Source organism: Aestuariivita boseongensis (assembly GCF_001262635.1).
In the GTDB taxonomy this organism is placed as follows: domain Bacteria; phylum Pseudomonadota; class Alphaproteobacteria; order Rhodobacterales; family Rhodobacteraceae; genus Aestuariivita; species Aestuariivita boseongensis.
The window spans coordinates 16,309-34,981 of the sequence record NZ_JXYH01000042.1 but is presented as its reverse complement, the minus strand read 5'-3'; the positions used below and the strand labels follow the sequence as shown (position 1 = coordinate 34,981).

15 protein-coding genes are annotated in these 18,673 nt (G+C 62.7%); 4 read left to right on the top strand and 11 right to left on the bottom strand.

Annotated features, from left to right (window positions below):
* The 6 genes from TR61_RS14755 to TR61_RS14730 form a co-directional block, all read right to left on the bottom strand.
* Positions 1–285: DUF2189 domain-containing protein (locus TR61_RS14755; RefSeq protein ID WP_157440932.1), on the bottom strand; the 285-nt coding region annotated here is incomplete at its 3' end.
* Between the two features lie 13 nt (positions 286–298).
* Complete coding sequence (locus tag TR61_RS14750; protein WP_050931275.1) at positions 299–1,702, bottom strand: amidase; 1,404 nt, start codon at positions 1,700–1,702, stop codon at positions 299–301.
* Between the two features lie 66 nt (positions 1,703–1,768).
* Positions 1,769–2,893, bottom strand: a complete 1,125-nt coding sequence (gene prfB / locus TR61_RS14745; RefSeq protein WP_050931273.1) for a peptide chain release factor 2 — start codon at positions 2,891–2,893, stop codon at positions 1,769–1,771.
* Between the two features lie 93 nt (positions 2,894–2,986).
* Positions 2,987–5,539 carry a penicillin-binding protein 1A gene (locus tag TR61_RS14740; RefSeq protein ID WP_050931271.1) on the bottom strand — a complete coding sequence of 851 codons (2,553 nt, stop codon included), beginning with the start codon at positions 5,537–5,539 and terminating at the stop codon, positions 2,987–2,989.
* A 112-nt stretch (positions 5,540–5,651) separates the two neighbouring features.
* The gene (locus tag TR61_RS14735) at positions 5,652–6,869 is read right to left on the bottom strand and encodes an N-acetylmuramoyl-L-alanine amidase (RefSeq protein ID WP_050931269.1); all 1,218 of its coding nucleotides are present in this window, start codon (positions 6,867–6,869) and stop codon (positions 5,652–5,654) included.
* A gap of 85 nt (positions 6,870–6,954) precedes the next feature.
* On the bottom strand, positions 6,955–8,097 hold the full coding sequence (locus TR61_RS14730) for a pyridoxal phosphate-dependent aminotransferase (protein ID WP_050931268.1): 1,143 nt from the start codon (positions 8,095–8,097) through the stop codon (positions 6,955–6,957).
* 23 nt (positions 8,098–8,120) lie between these two features.
* Here TR61_RS14730 and TR61_RS14725 point away from each other — a divergent pair, with 23 nt between their 5' ends.
* Both TR61_RS14725 and TR61_RS14720 read left to right on the top strand, forming a co-directional pair.
* Positions 8,121–9,467, top strand: coding sequence for a M48 family metalloprotease (locus TR61_RS14725; protein ID WP_050931266.1), 1,347 nt, complete (start codon positions 8,121–8,123; stop codon positions 9,465–9,467).
* Between the two features lie 2 nt (positions 9,468–9,469).
* Positions 9,470–10,216: a DsbA family protein gene (locus TR61_RS14720; protein ID WP_172676991.1), complete on the top strand. Its 747-nt coding sequence runs from the start codon at positions 9,470–9,472 to the stop codon at positions 10,214–10,216.
* Between the two features lie 92 nt (positions 10,217–10,308).
* Here TR61_RS14720 and ispG read toward each other — a convergent pair whose 3' ends face one another.
* The 3 genes from ispG to hemA form a co-directional block, all read right to left on the bottom strand.
* Positions 10,309–11,433 (bottom strand): flavodoxin-dependent (E)-4-hydroxy-3-methylbut-2-enyl-diphosphate synthase, encoded by a 1,125-nt coding sequence (ispG, locus tag TR61_RS14715; protein WP_050931264.1) that lies wholly within the window; start codon positions 11,431–11,433, stop codon positions 10,309–10,311.
* Between the two features lie 100 nt (positions 11,434–11,533).
* Entirely contained in the window at positions 11,534–12,742 is a 1,209-nt protein-coding gene (locus TR61_RS14710; protein ID WP_050931262.1) for a helix-turn-helix domain-containing protein, read from the bottom strand.
* A 112-nt stretch (positions 12,743–12,854) separates the two neighbouring features.
* Positions 12,855–14,078 (bottom strand): 5-aminolevulinate synthase, encoded by a 1,224-nt coding sequence (gene hemA / locus TR61_RS14705; protein ID WP_050931283.1) that lies wholly within the window; start codon positions 14,076–14,078, stop codon positions 12,855–12,857.
* 236 nt (positions 14,079–14,314) lie between these two features.
* On the opposite strand from hemA, the gene TR61_RS14700 reads away from it, so the two are divergent.
* Positions 14,315–15,685, top strand: coding sequence for a M20/M25/M40 family metallo-hydrolase (locus tag TR61_RS14700; RefSeq protein WP_050931260.1), 1,371 nt, complete (start codon positions 14,315–14,317; stop codon positions 15,683–15,685).
* 98 nt (positions 15,686–15,783) lie between these two features.
* Here TR61_RS14700 and TR61_RS14695 read toward each other — a convergent pair whose 3' ends face one another.
* Complete coding sequence (locus TR61_RS14695; protein WP_245626901.1) at positions 15,784–16,713, bottom strand: DMT family transporter; 930 nt, start codon at positions 16,711–16,713, stop codon at positions 15,784–15,786.
* A gap of 94 nt (positions 16,714–16,807) precedes the next feature.
* Here TR61_RS14695 and TR61_RS14690 point away from each other — a divergent pair, with 94 nt between their 5' ends.
* Entirely contained in the window at positions 16,808–17,689 is an 882-nt protein-coding gene (locus tag TR61_RS14690; RefSeq protein ID WP_050931256.1) for an alpha/beta fold hydrolase, read from the top strand.
* Here the strand turns inward: TR61_RS14690 and TR61_RS14685 are convergent.
* A complete protein-coding gene (locus TR61_RS14685; protein ID WP_050931253.1) occupies positions 17,686–18,558 on the bottom strand; it encodes a glycosyltransferase family 2 protein in 873 nt (290 codons plus the stop codon). The two genes, TR61_RS14690 and TR61_RS14685, sit on opposite strands and share 4 nt — an antisense overlap.
* Positions 18,559–18,673: the final 115 nt, after the last annotated feature.

The window sequence follows — 18,673 nt, the reverse complement described above, 5'->3', positions numbered from 1 at the left end:
CTCCCCCGCCTCAAGTCGGCGGGAGACCTCGTAAAGCCCCACAGCGGCGAATGGCCCCAGCAGCGGGAAGCCGATAGCGGCCAGAACCAGCCAGAAGGTCGTGTTCGTCTGGGCCGTGATCCAGGCCATCATCCAGCCCGCCACCACGTAAAAGCCCGCAAACAGAAGGCCATAAACCGGGGCGCGGCGCATGTCCTGCCAACCGCGGCCAAGCGCCTCACGCATCATCGCGCCCGAGGCGGGCTTCAGATCGGGAACGCCAAATTCGGGGTCTTGAACGGACATGGGCCGCCTCCTCTCACAGCTCGGGTGGTCGTTTGTCCGGCCATTGGGTGGCCGCGTGATAGGCCGCCCCCAGTCGCAACAGCTTGCCGTCAGACCCGCGCGGGCCGATCAGCTGAATGCCCATGGGCAGGCCGTTCTGGCCAAACCCGGCAGGCGCGGCCAGCGCAGGCAGGCCCAACAGGCTGGCAGGCACCATCGCCGCCATCCAGCGGTGATAGGTGTCCATCGCCACGCCCGCGATCTCGCGCGGGTAGTCGATGTCGTTGGAAAACGGCCAGACCTGCGCGGTAGGCAGGACAAAAGCGTCATAGGTTTCAAAGAACTGCGTGGCCGACTGAAACCAGTCGGACCGCACCACGCTTGCCGCATGCACCTCGAACCCGCTCAGGGCGCGGCCGCGCTCAAGCTCCCAGATGGCGGTGTCTTTCAGCGTGCCGCCCTGCGCGGCCAACACATCAAGCCCGACCCCCACCTGCCAGGACCGCAAGGTGGCCCAGCTTTGGAACATTGCCTCGGCATCGAAGGGCGCTTTGGGCGTGTCGACCTCAGCCCCCAGATCGCGCAGCACCTTAATGGCGGCCTCGCAGGTGTCCAGTACGCCCTCCTCCATCGGGAAGGCACCGTCCCAGTCGCGCATCCAGGCGATGCGCACACCCGAAAGCGACAGCGCCGAAACCGGCGACACCGGCTCATGCACCATGTTATGGGGCTGGCGCGGATCGGGGCCGGCGATCACGTCCAGCAGCAGCCCGATATCTTCGGGGCTGCGCGCCATCGGTCCCAACGTCGACAGCTGGTGCAGGAACGTGTCACCCAGAGGCTCTGACGGAACCAGACCCCAGCTGGGCCGGAAGCCGTAGACATTGTTCCACCCCGCCGGGTTGCGCAGGCTGCCCATCATGTCCGACCCGTCAGCCAGCAGCGTCATGCCCGTGGCCAGCGCCACGGCCGCCCCGCCAGATGACCCACCGCAGGAGAGCCCCGTGTTATAGGGGTTGCGCGTCACGCCATGGACCGGGTTGAACGTGTGGCTGCCCAGCCCGAATTCCGGCGTGTTCGTCTTGCCGATCAGGATCGCGCCCGCCGCGCGCATGCGTGCCACCATGATCTCATCGGTCTGGAGCACGTTATCCACCAACATGGGCGATCCCTTGGTGGTGGGGATCCCGGCCACATCCGCCAGGTCCTTCACCGCGATGGGCAGACCATGCAAGGCGCCTATGGCGTCGCTGTCATCGGCGGCGCGCGCCTCGGCCATCAGCGTATCGGCATCGCGCAGATTGACAATGGCGTTGACGCTGTCATTTACCTCACCGATCCGCTCAAGCGTGGCTTCCATGATATCCGTCGCGCGCAGCTTTCCCGCGCGTAGATCGTCCAGCAGCGCGGCTGCGGACGGGATCGTCTTTTGTGGCATGTGGCCTCCCTCTTCTCCTGGGGTCAGCCTAGCCTCAGTTTGACGGAAATGAAAAGATGGCGCGCGTCAATCGCCCTGCGCTTCGGCGCGCGATTTGCCCGACACATCCATGGCAAGCGTCGCAGCCATGAAGGCGTCCAGATCGCCGTCCAGCACGCCCTTGGTGTCAGAGGTTTCGTAATTCGTGCGCAGATCCTTCACCATCTGGTAGGGCTGCAGCACATAGGACCGGATCTGGTTGCCCCAGCCCGCATCGCCCTTGGCCTCATGCGCGGCGTTGATATCGGCGTTGCGGCGGTCCAACTCCAGCTGATACAGCCGCGATTTCAGCGCTTTCATGGCAATCTCGCGGTTCTGGTGCTGCGATTTTTCCGAGCTTGTGACGACGATGCCGGTGGGATGGTGCGTGATCCGCACCGCCGAGTCGGTGGTGTTCACGTGCTGACCACCCGCGCCCGAGGACCGGTAGGTATCGACGCGGATATCGGCGGGGTTCACCTCGATCTCGATATTGTCGTCAACCACCGGGTACACCCAGACCGAACTGAATGACGTGTGCCGCTTGGCCGCCGAGTCATAGGGCGAGATGCGCACAAGGCGGTGCACACCGCTTTCCGATTTCAACCAGCCATAAGCGTTGTGGCCCGAGATCTTGTAGGTCGCGGATTTGATCCCGGCCTCGTCCCCGGCTGATTCCGATTGCAGTTCGACCTTGAAGCCCTTCTTTTCGGCCCAACGCACATACATCCGCGCCAGCATCGACGCCCAGTCGCAGCTTTCGGTGCCGCCTGCGCCTGCGTTGATCTCAAGGAAGGTGTCATTGGCATCCGCCTCGCCGTTCAGCAGCGCTTCCAGCTCTTTCTGGGCGGCTTTCCTGGCCAGGATCTTCAGGCTTTCTTCGGCCTCAGCCACGACTTCCTTGTCGTCTTCCATCTCGCCCAACTCGATCAGGTCGACGGTGTCGGTCAGCTCCTGCTTGATCCCCTCATAGACCGAGATGGAATCGACCAGCGCCTGCCTGTCGCGCATCAGTTTCTGCGCGGCTTCGGGATCGTCCCACAGATTGGGGTCTTCGACCCGTGCGTTGAATTCCTCAAGCCGGTGCTGGGCCGTCTCCCAATCCATCCGCTGAGCCAGAAGCTCAAGCGATTTTTCGATTTCGGCCACTGTATTCTGGGCTTCTGCGCGCATCGGGGGATCCTGAAAAATGGGTACGGCTTGCGTCTTAGCGCAGGCCAAAGGCGGGGACAAGAAAGCGTGACGCGCCAGATGCGCGCCGCGCTGTCAGTAAAGCCCGCCGGAACTGAGTGTGCCGAAGGTGGCCTTGGGCCCCACGGTCGCGGTTTCGCCGGTCGAGGTGGTCACCTGCCGCGAGGCGCTGGCGGCCTCTTCGAACAGCGGCAGGTCCGATCCCATGGCAAAACCACCATCGAACATCACGCCGAACAGCGGTTCTTCCCCGTCGCGGAAATATTCGGCCACCACGGAAGGCCCGCTTGCGTCATCCGACAGACGCGCGCCGGTGAAACGGTCGATCTTGATGAAGCGCCCGCCCGGCGGCACTTCGAAATTTCCGCCGCCATATTTCTTGATGGCTTCCTGCATGAAGGCGTTGAAGACAGGTCCGCACATGCCCCCGCCCGAGGCCCCCCGGCCCAGTGGACGCGGCTGGTCATAGCCGATGTAACAGCCTGCCGCGATGTTCGATGTAAAGCCAACGAACCAGACATCACGCGCGTCATTGGTGGTGCCGGTCTTGCCCGCAGCAGGCACCGGCAGGTTCACCGACCCGCTGGCGGTGCCGCGATCAACCACGCCTTTCAACATGGATGTCAGCTGATAGGCGGTGATCGCATTCATCACCCGTTCGCGGTTCGACCGGATCTGCGGCAACAGGCCGGGGTCCAGACTGGCCACCTGACAATCCACGCAATCGCGCCGGTCATGGCGATAGATCGTGTTGCCGAACCGGTCCTGGATGCGGTCGACCAGAGTGGGCTCTACCCGCTCCCCGCCATTGGCGAACATCGAATAGGCCGCCACCATCTGGTAAAGCGTGGTCTCCTCCGACCCCAGCGAGTTCGCCAGAAACAGCCCCATATCGTCATAGACGCCAAAGCGTTCGGCATAACGCGCCACCGTCTCCATGCCCACTTCCTGGGCCAGACGAATGGTCATCAGGTTCCGCGACCGTTCAATGCCCGTGCGCAGGGGCGTGGGCCCATAGAACTGGTTCGAAGCGTTCCGGGGCCGCCACAAGCCCTGCGGCGTGTTGATTTCGATCGGGGCGTCCACCACGATCGTGGCCGGGGAATACCCGCTGTCGAGCGCTGCGGCATAGACGAACGGCTTGAAGGACGAACCGGGCTGACGCAGCGCCTGAGTGGTGCGGTTGAACACCGAATCCTGGTACGAGAACCCGCCCTGCATCGCGATCACACGGCCCGAGTTCACGTCCATCGCCATGAAGGCGCCCTGCACCTCCGGCACCTGACGCAGGCTCCAGCGGATGAAACTGCCATCCTCGTCAGATGTCATCGCGCGCACCAGCACCACGTCGCCCACCGCCAGAAGATCGCCTGCGACACGGGCCTGACGGCCGACCGACCCATCCTCGCGCTGGGGCCGGGCCCATTGCACGTCGCGCGCGGGGATCCAGTGGCCATCGGCATCTTCTTCGACGGATTCGATCCCGATCCGGGCGTCGTTATTGCCGACCTCAAGCACAACTGCCGGATACCACGGCCCGTTCAAAGCGATGTCGCGGGGCACCTCGATTTCGGCCAGGGCTGCGCGCCAGCTCTCTTCGCTGCCCAGCTGATCGGCAGGGATCGTCTGCCCTGTGCCGCGATAGACACCGCGATTGCGGTCATACTTTTCCAACGCCTCGCGCAGCGCCATGGCCGCGACGGTCTGCATCTCGGCGTCGATAGTCGCGCGGACGGTGAAACCGCCGGTAAAGAACTCGCCCTCACCGAAATCGCGGCTCAGTTGGCGGCGGATTTCATCGGTAAAGTAATCGCGCGGGGGCAATGCCGTACGGAAGCTTTCGAAATCGCCATTCTGGACGGACCGCAGCGGCTGAGCGACCTCGACCTCATAGGTCGCGCGGTCGATATAGCCGTTCTCGTACATCTCTTTCAGCACGAAGTCGCGCCGCGCCAGCAGACGGTCCTTGCGGCGCACCGGATGATAATCGGATGGCGCCTTGGGCAGAGAGGCCAGGAACGCGGCCTCATGCGGGGCCAGCTCATCCAGCGTCTTGTTGAAATAGGTCTGGGCTGCAGCGGTCACACCGTAAGAGTTTTGGCCCAAGAAAATCTCGTTCAGGTAAAGCTCAAGGATCGTTTCCTTGTCCAAAGTCTCTTCCAGCCGGGCGGCCAGGATGATTTCCTTGATCTTGCGTTCAATCTGCCGGTCCCCGGACAGAAGGAAGTTCTTCATCACCTGCTGCGTGATGGTCGAGGCCCCGCGCAGCGTTTCCCCGCGCGACCGCACCGCTTCGACGCCGGCAGCGGCGATGCCGCGCATGTCATAGCCCTTGTGGGTATAGAAATTCTTGTCTTCCGCGCTGATGAAGGCCTGTTTCACCAGATCCGGGATATCTTCGGCCGGGGTGAACAGCCGCCGTTCCTGCGCGAATTCGTCGATCAGCTGACCTTCACCGGAATAAATCCGGCTGATCGTGGGGGGCTTGTACTGCGCAAGGGATTCGTGGCTGGGCAGGTCGCGGCCATAGATCCAGAAGATCGCGCCAATCGACAGCGCAACCATGGCAATGCCCAACGTCAGCAGCGAAAAGATCGCGCCGAAGAACGAAAAGATAAATCTCAGCACCTGCAGCCCCTTTGTTCAGGTCCCGCCAATATAGGCAGTGCGCCAGACCCCGTCAAAACACGAAACGTGGCGTTCTGGCTGCTTTTTGCCCAATCTCGTGAAGATGATTTCGCTATTTGCGCACCAGCGGGCGCATTTCGCTGTCTTCGCGCAGCCACAGCTGCAACCCATCGCGCATCCCTTCGGCCATCTGCGCGCGCCATTCGGGGTCTTGCAGGTTCTTCAGATCGCGGGGGGAGGACAGAAACCCGATCTCGACCAGAACCGACGGGATATCGGCGGCCTTCAGCACCGAAAACGCGGCCTGCCGCATGGGACGGCGGTTCATCGGGCCGCCCTGATTGCCCATTCCCGTGACCAGCGATTGCGCCAAAAGCGCGGTGCGCGGGCGCGTCTCCTGCCGGGCGAGATCCAGAAGAACGGCGGTGACCTGATCGTCAGTCGCACTCAGATCAACGCCTGACAGCAGCTCATCCCGGTCATGGCGTTCCGCCAGTTTGGCCGAAGCCACGTCCGAGGCCTCGTCCGAGAGGGTGTAAATCGTGGCCCCATGCGCGCCCCCATCTGCCAGCGCATCCGCATGGAGCGAGATGAAGACATCCACCTGCGCCTCATGCGCCATCGCAATCCGCCGTTCGAGCGAAACAAAGTAATCGCCAGTGCGTGTCAGAAGAACTTCGAACCCGCCTGCGCGCAAAAGCGCCTCTTCCAACTCGCGCGCGAAGGTCAGCATCAGGGTCTTTTCGTTGACCGCGCCGCGCTCGGCTCCGGGGTCGATCCCGCCATGACCGGGATCCAGCATCACGCGGATCTTGCCCCCATTGCGGGCGCGCGGCGTTTCGAACCGCGCGGGCGGCGGCAGATCCCAGCGCGGGTCATGCGGCGCACCAGCCGCAGCGGCGAAGGTTTTCTGGGTGGTTTTGGCCAGTTTCAGGGTCAACACCGCGCGGCCCGTGTCCTGATCCGTGTTCAGCCCGACAGTATCGACCACATGCGGCGCGTCCATCTGCGCCACCAGCCGCGACCAGCCGGGCCGGAACGTGCCCGCGCGCAAGCCGGTGATCGCTTCGGATTGGTCAAAGGCCGTCAGATCCAGCCCGCGCCAGTCCACTTCGCGAAAATCCAGCACCAGCCGCGCGGGATCGGTCAGCGTAAAGACGCGATAAGGCACCCCCTGGCTGAGCGACAGGGTCATCTGGGCCCCGCCCCGCGAATCGGTCAGACGGCTTTCAGCGGGATCGACACGCGCCAGACCGGACAGATCTTGCGCAAGAACAGGCGACGCCAAAACGCCCCATAAACACAGGAAAAACGGGATCAGCCTGATCATTTACGCCTCGGATACTGCTTCTTTGCCGGGGCTCTGCGGCCCCTTTTGGAAGCAGGTTACACGACGCGATCCGCTTTGTGAATCCTCAACGCGCAGCGATGAAGGCTTTCAGCCGCGCAAGCCCCTCTTCGATATCGGCTGTGGCGCGCGCATAGGAAAAGCGCAGCGTCTGATGCCCCCGCTCCGGGTCGAAATCCAGCCCCGGCGTAACCGCAACACCCGCCTTTTCCAGAATTTCGGCGGCGAAGGCGCGGCTGTCATCGGTCAGATCCGACACATCGGCATAGACGTAAAAGGCCCCGTCCGGCGGGGCGATCGTGCCAAAGCCCGCATCCGGCAGCCCCTTCAACATCAGATCGCGGTTGGCGGCATAAACGGCAAGATTAGCCTGAAGTTCATCCTCGCACTCCATCGCGGCAAGGGCTGCCACCTGCGCGATATGAGGCGCGCAGATGAACATGTTCTGCGCAATCCGTTCGACCACGCGCACATGATCTTCGGGCACCACCATCCAGCCCACGCGCCAGCCCGTCATCGAGAAATACTTCGAGAACGAGTTGATCACGTAACACTCATCCGTCAGTTCGAGCGCGGTGACGGCTTTGGCCTCGTATTCGATTCCGTGATAAATCTCGTCGCTGATGAAGGACGCGCCCTGCCCCTGCGCCGCCTCGATCAGGGCGCCCATGGCGATGCGGTCCAGCATGGTGCCGGTGGGGTTGGCGGGGCTGGCCACCATCAGCCCGGCCAGATCCAGGCCCGCGAAATCCGCAGGCACCGGCTGGTACCGGTGTTCGGGCGCGGCGGGCAGATCGACGGGCGTGAGGTCCAGCGCGCTCAGGATCTGGCGATAGGACGGATAGCCCGGCGCACCAATCCCCACCCTGTCGCCGGTATCGAAAAGCGCCGTAAAGGCCAGGATGAACCCACCCGACGATCCCGGCGTGATCACCACCCGGTCGGGGTTCAGATCGAGATTGTACCATTCGCCATACATCCGGGCGATGCGCGCGCGCAGCTCGGGCAGGCCCAGGGCCACGGTATATCCCAAAGGCCCCGCCGCCATGGCACGGGCCACAGCCTCCAGCGCCCCCTGCGGCGCGCCGGTGCCAGGCTGGCCCACTTCCATATGGATGATGTGGCGCCCTGCTTCCTCCGCGCGGCGCGCGGCATCCATAACATCCATCACAATAAAGGGATCGACCTGGGCCCGGCTTGAAACTCGCATCTGATTTCCTCACAGTCTGGCGCATGTCCTTTCAACGTGTCTTCCGTCTGGCGTCAATCCCGGGTTTGTGCCTGATGCTGATCCTGGCCAGCGCGGGCGGCGCCGTGGCTAAGGGCCTCTTGCGCGATGCCGATATCGAACATGCGCTGGAACAGCTGGCTGCGCCGATCCTGCGAGCAGCGGGTCTCAGCCCCTCGCGGGTGAAGGTGCTGGTGATCAATGACAGCTCTCTGAATGCCTTCGTGGTGAATAATCGTGCGATTTTTATTCATTACGGGCTGATCTTGAAGTCGGAAACGCCGGAAATGCTGCAGGCCGTGATCGCCCACGAAGCCGCCCATATCGCCAATGGCCATATCTCGCGCCGGATCGGGAATATGCGCAATGCCCAGACAATGGCCGGTCTGGGTATCGCCCTGGCCGCCGCAGCGGCAGCCAGCGGCGCCAGCGGATCGGCAGCAGGCGGGCTGGCGGCCGGGGTGTCGTCTTCGGCGCTGCGCAGCTTTCTCAAACACACCCGCGCCGAAGAATCCGCCGCCGATCAGTCCGCGGCGCGGTTCATGCGCTCGGCCGGCGTGTCACCCACCGGGCTTCTGGAGGTGCACCGTCTGTTTCGCGGTCAGGAAGCACTCAGCGAAAGCCGGCAGGATCCCTACATGCGCTCCCACCCGCTGACACGAGACCGAATTCGCGCGGCGGAGGCCTTTGTCGCCGCCTCGGGCGCCGCCCCAAAACCGAACGAGGCCGCGCAATACTGGTTCGCCCGCGCCAAGGGCAAATTGTCGGCCTTCACGCGCGGCACGAAATGGACGATGCGGCGCGTCAGTGACGAACGGTATCGCGATGTGCGCCAGATGCGCGAGGCCGTGGCCTATCACCGATCGGGCAACAGCCGCAAAGCGCTGGCCTCAATCGACGCAGCGATCCAGACACGGGGCGGACAGGACGCCTATTACTATGACCTCAAAGGGCAGTTCCTGTTTGAAAACCGGCAGTTCCAGGGCGCGCTTCAGGCCTATGCCCGCGCAGCCTCCCTCGCCCCGAAAGAGGCGCAGATCCTCGGCGGCCTGGGCCGCGCGCAGCTTGCCCTGGGGCAGCACCGTGCGGCCGTCGATACGCTGGAGCAGGCCCGCGCCCGGGATCTGGGTGACACCCGCATCCTGCGCGATCTGGGACAGGCCTATGCGCGGATCGGCCAGAACGGCCAGGCATCGCTTGCCACGGCCGAACGATATGCGCTGCAGGGCCGTCTGAGCGACGCGAAAATCCATGCCGAACGCGCCATGGGGCTGCTTCCTCGCGGATCTGTGGGTTGGCGTCGAGCCGAAGATGTGCTTGTTGCTGCACAGAACGCAGAAAAACGGAGATAATCATGCGCCATTGGGTCCTGTCCTCAGTCACAGCCCTGCTTCTTGCAACCGGACCGGCTGCGGCCTTCGACATCTCCGCGATGTCCGATGCCGAGCGTGAGACCTTCCGCAAGGAAATCCGCGACTACCTTCTGGACAATCCCGAAGTGATCTTCGAGGCGGTGCAGATCCTGGAACAACGTCAGCAGCAGGCGCAGGCGGCGGCCGAAAAGGACGTCATCGCGGCAAACGCGACGGCCATTTTCGATGATGGCTATTCCTGGGTGGGCGGCAATCCCGACGGCGATGTGACGCTTGTGGAATTCATGGATTACCGCTGCAGCTTCTGCCGCCGCGCGGTGCCCGAGGTGGACAAGTTGCTGGCCAATGACGGTAATATCCGCCTGGTGATCAAGGAATTCCCGATACTGGGGGATCAATCCGTGATCATGTCGCGCTTTGCCATCGCGACGCATCAGGTGGCGGGCGACGAGGCCTACAAGCAGGTGCATGACGTGCTGATGGCCACCAATGGCGATGTGAATGACGCGCGCCTGCGGCGCATCGCGGGCGATCTGGGTCTGGATGCTGACGCGATCATGGCGCAGATGGACGCGCCCGAGGTCACACAGATCATCGCCCGCAACCGCGATCTGGCGCAAAGCCTGAATATCTCGGGCACGCCCAGCTTTGTGGTGGGCGACGAGATCCTGCGCGGCTTCCTGCCTGCCGATCAGATGGAACTGATCGTCGACGACAAGCGCGGCTAAGGCGGAAACCGACGCGGTTTCCGGTTGGAATGTGACACACATTCCGGAGAAACTGCGTCAGTTTCTCCCCAAAATCTGCATCAGATTTTGGCCTATTCCGCCGCCTGAGCGGCCGCCGCATCCAGTTCGGCGGCCTTCTTCTCGACCTGTTCGACGATGTGATCGACCATCTGGTCATTGGTCATCTTGTGGCTTTGCTTGCCCGCCAGATAGACCATGCCGGCCCCATTCCCGCCACCGGTAAAGCCCACATCGGTCATCAACGCCTCACCGGGGCCGTTCACCACGCAGCCGATGATCGACAGGCTCATGGGCGTCTTGATATGCTCCAGCCGCTTTTCCAGGATCTCGACCGTCTTGATCACGTCGAAGCCCTGCCGCGCGCAGGAGGGGCACGAGATGATGTTGACCCCGCGATGTCGCAGCCCCAGCGATTTCAGGATCTCAAAGCCCACCTTCACCTCTTCCACCGGATCGGCGGAAAGGCTCACGCGGATCGTGTCGCCGATCCCCATCCACAGAAGGTTCCCCAGCCCGATGGCCGATTTGATCGTCCCTGACACAAGCCCGCCGGCTTCGGTGATACCCAGATGGATGGGCGCATCGGTCGCCTCGGCAATGCCCTGATAGGCCGCCGCCGCCAGAAACACGTCCGAGGCCTTCACGCTGATCTTGAATTCGTGGAAATCATTGTCCTGCAGGATCTTGATGTGATCCATCCCGCTTTCGACCATGGCTTCGGGGCAAGGCTCGCCATATTTTTCCAGAAGGTGCTTTTCCAAAGACCCGGCATTCACTCCGATACGGATCGAACAGCCATGATCGCGCGCGGCCTTGATGACTTCTTTCACCCGCTCTTCGCTGCCGATATTGCCAGGATTGATCCGCAGGCAGGCCGCACCCGCCTCGGCGCTTTCGATCCCGCGCTTATAATGGAAATGGATATCCGCAACGATCGGTACGGGGCTTTCGGCAACAATCTCCTTCAGCGCCTTTGACGACGCCTCGTCCGGCACCGACACGCGCACGATATCCGCCCCTGCCTCCGCCGCCGCCTGCACCTGGGCAATCGTGCCCTTCACATCGGTGGTCAGCGTGTTGGTCATGGTCTGCACCGCGATCGGCGCATCCCCACCAACAGGGACCGTGCCCACCATGATCTGCCGTGATTTCCGGCGATAGATGTTCCGCCAGGGACGCACGTGGTTCAGCGACATAGGGGGGCCTCGTTCTGGGATCGGTCTTTGCGGCTAAGATAGGACGGGACCGGCCAAGCCGCAATGCGATGCAGACGTTAATCGGAGGGACGCAGACCGGTTACTGCCGCGCGTTATCGCCAATCGCGGCTTCGGCAACCATGCGGGCCAGGTCGCTGTCCACGTCCAGATCAGCCAGCGCCATGGTTTGGGACACATTCTCCGCCGCCAGTGCGAAATTCGACGTGACGGTGCCGCGATTGCCCACGGGGCCATAGATCGCGCCATTCAGATCGAAATAGATCGACCCGGATTCGCCCACGCGCAAGCTGGGCGGTTCTTCTGTCGCAGGCACGTCATAGGTCTGGCCGCCTTCCATGATGCCTTCGAACACCACCGTGCCATCCGCCGATGTGACGCGCACCCAGGCCGGGCGCACCGCCACCATGCGCAGCTGCGGGGCCGTGGTTTCAACCACCTGCGGAACCGAGACCGGCGCATCCCCTTCGCCCGCGCCGTTCAGCGCAAGTGTCGGTGCGCGTGGCGTCTCGGGTGCGCTGAATGCGCCGCCCAACCGCGGGTCAAGCGTGGCGATGGGTGCGTCGCGGGCCACCAGCACAGGCACGTCCAGCGCCTGAGGGCGATAAAGACGGTCCAGCGCCTCCACGCTCGGGGCGGTGAAGCCCTGCTGCTCTCCTGCTCCGGCGGCAGGGGATGTCGTGTTCAAAGGATCCAGATCGCTCAAAACGACAGGGGTCTGATCGACCGGGGCCACCTGCACCTGCTGCACCTCGCGCAGGACTGTCCAGCCGCCATAGCCCAGCCCCCCCATCAGCGCGACCAGAACCATCATCGACCCGATGGCCCGTGGTTCGATCTGCGCCAGAATGCTTTCGCCCGGCACACCATTGAAAGGCGACGCGGTTGACCCGAACGGATCGGGTGCGGGGCTGCGCCGCGCGCGCGCCGAAGCGTCCTCCCCCCGTTTGACGACAGAGGCTTCCGAGGACATGCCATGCGCCACCTCGAACCCGCTTTCGCGGCAGAACGCCTGATAGGCTTCATCGGGGTTCATGTTCAGATAACGCGCATAGGAGCGCACATAGCCTGCGATAAACCCTGGCGTGTCAAAAGCCGACGGATCGCAGTTTTCAATCGCAGCGATGTAAGAGGCCTTGATGCGCAGCTCTCGCTGCACGTCCAGCAGCGATTTGCCCATCGTCGCACGTTCACCGCGCATCACATCGCCCAGGCGCAATTCGAAATCGTCAAAGCCCTTCGGCTTTGCGATATCGTCGCTATCCGTGCGCGAGGATTTGCGCCTGATCATGCCCGTTGCCCCAATTCATCTTGTCGGGCCAGCGACGTCCCCAGCCGATTCGGCCCAACAAATCTTTCGCGGACACTACCACATAGCAGATGAAATGCACATCTCCGTGACGTCAGGCGGTCATCTCGGCACGATTCAGCGCACAATGGCTCCACAATGCATCCATCGCGCGCACCAGCGCATCCATCTCGCGCGGTCCATGCACCGGAGAGGGGGTAAAGCGCAAACGTTCCGTACCGCGCGGCACCGTCGGGAAGTTGATCGGCTGCACATAAATGCCGAAATCTTCCAGCAGCATGTCGCTCAACTTCTTGGTGTGAACCGGATCACCGACGATCACCGGCACGATATGGCTGCCGTGATCAATGATCGGCAGGCCAAGCCCCTTCAGGCGCATCTTCAGGATCTTCGCCTGTTCCTGATGCTGCTCGCGCAGTTCAGGCGTGCGCTTGAGATACGCGACCGAGGCCGCAGCCCCTGCCGCAACCGCCGGCGGCAGCGACGTAGTAAAGATGAAGCCCGGCGCGTAAGACCTTATCGCATCACACATTTTGGCGCTTGCGGCGATATAGCCCCCCATCACGCCATAGGCCTTGGCCAGCGTGCCATTGATGATATCCAGCCGGTGCATCAGGCGGTCGCGTTCCGCAACGCCCGCGCCACGGGGGCCATACATGCCGACCGCGTGCACCTCATCGATATAGGTCAGCGCGCCGAATTCATCCGCCAGATCGCAGATCGCCTCAATCGGGCCGAAATCGCCATCCATGGAATAGATCGATTCGAAAGCGATCAGCTTGGGCGCTTCCGGATCATCGGCTTCCAGAAGCTCACGCAGGTGGTCCAGATCGTTGTGCCGGAAAATCCGCTTGGCCCCGCCATTGCGGCGCACACCTTCGATCATCGAAGCATGGTTCAGTTCGTCGGAATAAATGATCAGACCTGGGAACAGCTTGGGCAGCGTGCTCAGCGTCGCGTCATTGGCGATATAGGCCGAGGTGAACAGCAGCGCCGCTTCCTTGCCATGCAGGTCGGCCAGTTCGGCCTCCAACCGCTTGTGATAGACCGTTGTGCCCGAGATATTCCGCGTCCCGCCCGAGCCTGCGCCCGTGGCGTCAATCGCTTCGTGCATGGCCTCCAGAACCACGGGATTCTGCCCCATGCCCAGGTAATCGTTGCCGCACCACACTGTGATCGGTTGTTGCGTGCCGTCCGGCCGTGTCCAGATCGCATGCGGGAACTGGCCCTTGCTGCGCTCGATATCAATAAAGGTCCGGTACCGGCCCTCTTCGTGCAGACGTTCAATCGCCTGGTCCAGCTTGGCGGTATAGTCCACCGGCGCCTCCTGGTCTTTTTTCATTTGCCTTCCAAAGGGGTGGGCAACATGCAAACGGCAGTCATCTTTCAGATCCTGACCCGAATATAGGTCGCGCCCCCCGTGTTCAACTCAATACCGACGGGCGCGGTGTCGCAGCCTTGATCTGGATCAAGGGTTTTCGCCAAAGGGCCTCTGGACACTGCGCTGCCCTCGGCTAGGCTCAGCGCCAAACTACCCCGAAACCGGAGTTACCCATGTCCCTTGACGCTGTCCTTGCCCGGATCGATTCCGATCTGCCCGCCGCTACCGAGCGCCTGCTTGAGCTGTTGCGAATCCCCTCAATCTCGACCGACCCGGCGTTCAAGGCCGATTGCGACACGGCGGCCGACTGGCTTGTGAAAGACCTGCAAAGCCTGGGGGTTGAGGCCGCCAAACACCCCACCCCCGGCCATCCGATGGTGATGGGCCATATCGCCGGCGACGGACCGCATCTGCTGTTTTACGGCCATTACGATGTGCAGCCGGTCGATCCGCTGAAGCTGTGGGATCGCGACCCGTTCGATCCGCAGGTGGAAGACACGCCCAAAGGCCCCGTGATCCGTGGACGCGGCGCCGCGGATGACAAGGGGCAGCTGATGACCTTCGTGGAAGCCTGCCGGGCGTGGAAAGCGGTGAACGGCGCCCTGCCCTGCGCGATCACTTTCTTTTTCGAAGGGGAAGAGGAATCAGGCTCGCCCTCGCTCATCCCCTTCATGGAAGAGCACAAGGACGCGCTGAAAGCCGACCTGGCGCTGATCTGCGACACCGGCCTGTTCGACAGCCGTGTGCCTGCGATCACCACGATGCTGCGTGGCCTTCTGGGGGAAGAGCTTACCATCACCGGCCCCAGCAAGGACCTGCATTCGGGCATGTATGGTGGCGCGGCGCGAAACCCGATCCGGGTTCTGTCGAAGATCATCGCGTCGCTGCATGACGACACGGGCCGCATCACGGTGCCGGGGTTTTACGACGGCGTGCCCGAAATCTCAGACGAGTTGCGCGCGCAATGGGACGGTCTGAATTTCGACCATGGCGCGTTTCTGGGCGATGTTGGTCTAAGCCAGCTGGCAGGCGAAGAAGGGCGCAGCGCGCTGGAAATGCTGTGGTCACGGCCCACCTGCGAGGTGAACGGGATCAGCGGCGGCTACGAGGGGGACGGGTTCAAGACCGTGCTGCCCTCGAAAGCCAGCGCCAAGATCAGTTTCCGCCTGGTGGGCGATCAGGACCCCTTCGCGATCCGCGAAAGCTTCCGCAAGATGGTCACCGACATGCTGCCGCCCGATTGCTCGGTCGAGTTCCACGACCACGGCGCATCGAAAGCGGGTCAGTTCGACACCTCGGATCCCGCCTTCGAGGCCGCGCGCCAGGCGCTGAGCGACGAATGGCCCGACCCGGCCGCCTATATCGGCTGCGGCGGGTCGATCCCGATTGCGGGCCATTTCGTGAATATCACCGGCACCACGCCCATGCTGATCGGCTTTGGCAAGGATGACGACCAGATCCATTCGCCGAATGAGAAATACGATATGGAAAGCTTTCACAAAGGCATCCGGTCCTGGGCGCGTGTGCTGGATGCATTGACCTGATCCGATTGTGCGCGTTCCGCGCACTCTTTTTGCTGTGATGGGGGCTCTGCCCCCGGCCCTGCGGGCCTCCCCCGCCGGTATTTGGAAAGAGAAGAAGATCAGGAAAGGGCTTTGATCCGCCGTTCGCGCCAGACGATGTAGAAGCCGCTGGCAACGATGATCGCCGCGCCCGCGAAGACGCTGGGCGCGGGCCATTCGTCAAAGAGCGTATAGCCCCAGAAGATCGAGAAGATCATGAGCACATATTCAAACGGCGCCACGGTCGAGGCCGGAGCCTGCCGATAGGCCTGGGAGATGAAATAGCCGATGCCCGCCGACAATGCGCCCAATGCGATCAGAAAGGGCCAGTCCTGCGCATCGGGCCAGCGCCAGGCCATCAAAAGAAAACGCAGGCTGTCATTGCTGGCCAGCGGCTCCCATTTGCCGTCGCCCGCAATCAGGAACATGGCCGAGGTGAACAGAAGGAACGCCAGCTGCAGATAGAGCGCTAGCGCGGCGGCGCTTGTCGCCTGCCCCAGTTTCCGCGTCAGCACCGCGGCCGAGGCATAGCCCGCCGCCGCCACAACCGGCAGAATGGCAACCCAGCCCAGACCGCCGCCCAGTTCCGGTGCGACCATGACCAGAACGCCCAGAAACCCCACCGCAATGGCTGCAAGCCGGCGCAGGCCCACCGGTTCGCCCAGAATGGGGATCGACAAAAGCGTCACGAAGAAGGGCGCGACGAAGTAAAGCGCCGTAACCTTTGCCAGCGGCATCACGATGAAGGCGGCGTAAAGCGTGGTATTGGCCATCACGATCAGCGCCGCGCGCAGCATATGCAGGCCCGGCGTTTTCGTGCGGATCTGCGCAAAGCCCCCGGTGCGCCAGATCAGGATCAGGATCACCAGACAGGCGATTCCGTTGCGGATGAACACGATCTGATGCAGCGGATAAGACAGCCCGATCAGCTTGATCAGCGCGTCATTGACCGAAATGCAGAACATCGCCGCGATCATGAAGGAGATGCCCAGGCCAGGGGCATTGCGCATCCTTTGCATATGCGGGCTCTTCCTTCGATCTCTGCAAGGCCGTATTCCGGCGATCTAGACCGCAGCGGTCGCCGCAACGCAAGGAGAAAGCCCCATGTCCATCCTGCCCGGCTTTACCGACCATCGCTTTGCCGGTGGTCCTGTCGAAATTGCCTATTCCATGGCGGGCTCGGGCGCGCCGCTTCTGCTGCTGCATGGGTTTCCGCAAACGCGCGCCATGTGGCGCGGGATCGCGCCTGTGCTGGCCGAACGGTTCACCGTGATCGCACCGGATCTGCGCGGATACGGCGCGAGCGGCACGCCCGAGGGGGTGGAGGCGATGAGCTTCCGCAATATGGCCGCCGATCCGGTGGCGCTGATGCGGTCGCTGGGATTTGATCGGTTTCACGTTGTGGGCCATGACCGGGGCGCGCGCACGGGCCATCGCATGGCGCTGGATGCGCCTGATGCGGTGGCATCGCTCACGGTGATGGATATCGTGCCAACGCATCTTCTGCTGGACCAGCTGACGCAACAGGTCGCCAAGGATTACTATCACTGGTTCTTCCTGGCCCAGCCCACGCCATTTCCCGAAACGCTGATCGGTCATGACCCCGATCTTTACTTTGAGCGCTGTCTTCTGGGCTGGGGAAAGGCCAGCCTGGATCAGTTCGACGAAAAGGCGCTTGAGGCCTATCGCGCGGCGTGGCGCAAGCCGGGGACGATCCACACGATGTGCAACGATTACCGCGCTGCGATCGAGGTGGATTTTCACCACGACGCCGCCGATCTGGATCGTCAGGTGACCTGCCCTGCGCTGGTGCTTTACGGGGCCGACGGGCCCATGGCGAAAACCTATGATGTGGGCGGTACCTGGGCGGACCGGCTGGCCGATATGCGATCCGCCGCGATCCCGGGCGGGCACTTCTTTCCCGACCAGAATCCTGGCGACACCATTGCCGCCTTGGTGGATTTTCTTTCCACGATAGAGACTTAGAAGATCCCGTTGAACCGCTCGGGCAACAGGTATTGCGTCCCGTAATCGGGGCGGGCGAACTGCCAGAAGCCGGTCTCTCCGCGCGGGGACCAGCTGCGATGCATCTCATCGCGGATGGGGGTCAGGTCAAAGCCCTCCTGCATGTCCAGATCGGCAAAGGCTTCAAAGACCTCGCGATCCTCGCCCCGGTCTTCGGCAAACCAGTGGCGACCGATCGCGGCGTCCTTGAAACCCACGCCGATGGCCTGGGTGACCGCGTTGCGGTGATCCATCGCCTTCGCATAGGCCGCGAAATCGCAGAATTTCAGGTGGAACAGATACATATGTTCCGGCGTGATCAGCTCGGGGAAGGCGGTGTAGTGCCCGCCGCGTGCGATCTTGGTTCCGGCAGAGATCGCGCAGGGTTTCGAATAATGCGGCGCGGGGCGCACATGGCGGCGCGGGCCCAGCACGGTGCCGGTGATCGGATCCGGTTCGCAGTCGATCCGGTGGATCACCTCAAGACCCACGGGCGTCAGCACCCGGCGCGGCTTGGATTGGGACAGGAATTCGCGCAGATCCATCCCGCAATCGGGGTCCATCACCACCAGTTCATCAACATCGCCGACAACCACGTAATCGTAATATGACCGCAGCCCCATGACGAAATTGTTCAGCATCCGCCACCGCTTCATGTCGAAATTCTTGTGGTGGATGCCGGGGATGCCGATGATGTTGCATCCTTCGGCCATACGCGCGACCTCTTCGCCGCGCCCGTGGTTCACGATATAGCAGTTCTCGCGCCCGAACATCCCGCCGTAATAGCGCAGCCAGATATCCAGAAAGAACGGATCATCCCGCACCATGGTGACGATTGCGATTTCCGGCATTCTGCTTGCCCCTTGCCCGATATGTTCCGGGTTCTGCCCGTGATCTGTTCTGTGTTTACCTCAAACCAGTCCGGTGTAGAATCCCCTAAAAAGAGAACACGCCAGGGGCCGAGCC

What these genes read in the sequence shown, in the direction of transcription:
- TR61_RS14750 (WP_050931275.1), bottom strand. Translation starts at nt 1,702, where the DNA reads ATGCCACAAAAGACGATCCCGTCCGCAGCCGCGCTGCTGGACGATCTA.
- prfB (WP_050931273.1), bottom strand. Translation starts at nt 2,893, where the DNA reads ATGCGCGCAGAAGCCCAGAATACAGTGGCCGAAATCGAAAAATCGCTT.
- TR61_RS14735 (WP_050931269.1), bottom strand. Translation starts at nt 6,869, where the DNA reads ATGATCAGGCTGATCCCGTTTTTCCTGTGTTTATGGGGCGTTTTGGCG.
- TR61_RS14730 (WP_050931268.1), bottom strand. Translation starts at nt 8,097, where the DNA reads ATGCGAGTTTCAAGCCGGGCCCAGGTCGATCCCTTTATTGTGATGGAT.
- TR61_RS14725 (WP_050931266.1), top strand. Translation starts at nt 8,121, where the DNA reads ATGTCCTTTCAACGTGTCTTCCGTCTGGCGTCAATCCCGGGTTTGTGC.
- TR61_RS14720 (WP_172676991.1), top strand. Translation starts at nt 9,470, where the DNA reads ATGCGCCATTGGGTCCTGTCCTCAGTCACAGCCCTGCTTCTTGCAACC.
- ispG (WP_050931264.1), bottom strand. Translation starts at nt 11,433, where the DNA reads ATGTCGCTGAACCACGTGCGTCCCTGGCGGAACATCTATCGCCGGAAA.
- TR61_RS14710 (WP_050931262.1), bottom strand. Translation starts at nt 12,742, where the DNA reads ATGATCAGGCGCAAATCCTCGCGCACGGATAGCGACGATATCGCAAAG.
- TR61_RS14700 (WP_050931260.1), top strand. Translation starts at nt 14,315, where the DNA reads ATGTCCCTTGACGCTGTCCTTGCCCGGATCGATTCCGATCTGCCCGCC.
- TR61_RS14695 (WP_245626901.1), bottom strand. Translation starts at nt 16,713, where the DNA reads ATGCGCAATGCCCCTGGCCTGGGCATCTCCTTCATGATCGCGGCGATG.
- TR61_RS14690 (WP_050931256.1), top strand. Translation starts at nt 16,808, where the DNA reads ATGTCCATCCTGCCCGGCTTTACCGACCATCGCTTTGCCGGTGGTCCT.
- TR61_RS14685 (WP_050931253.1), bottom strand. Translation starts at nt 18,558, where the DNA reads ATGCCGGAAATCGCAATCGTCACCATGGTGCGGGATGATCCGTTCTTT.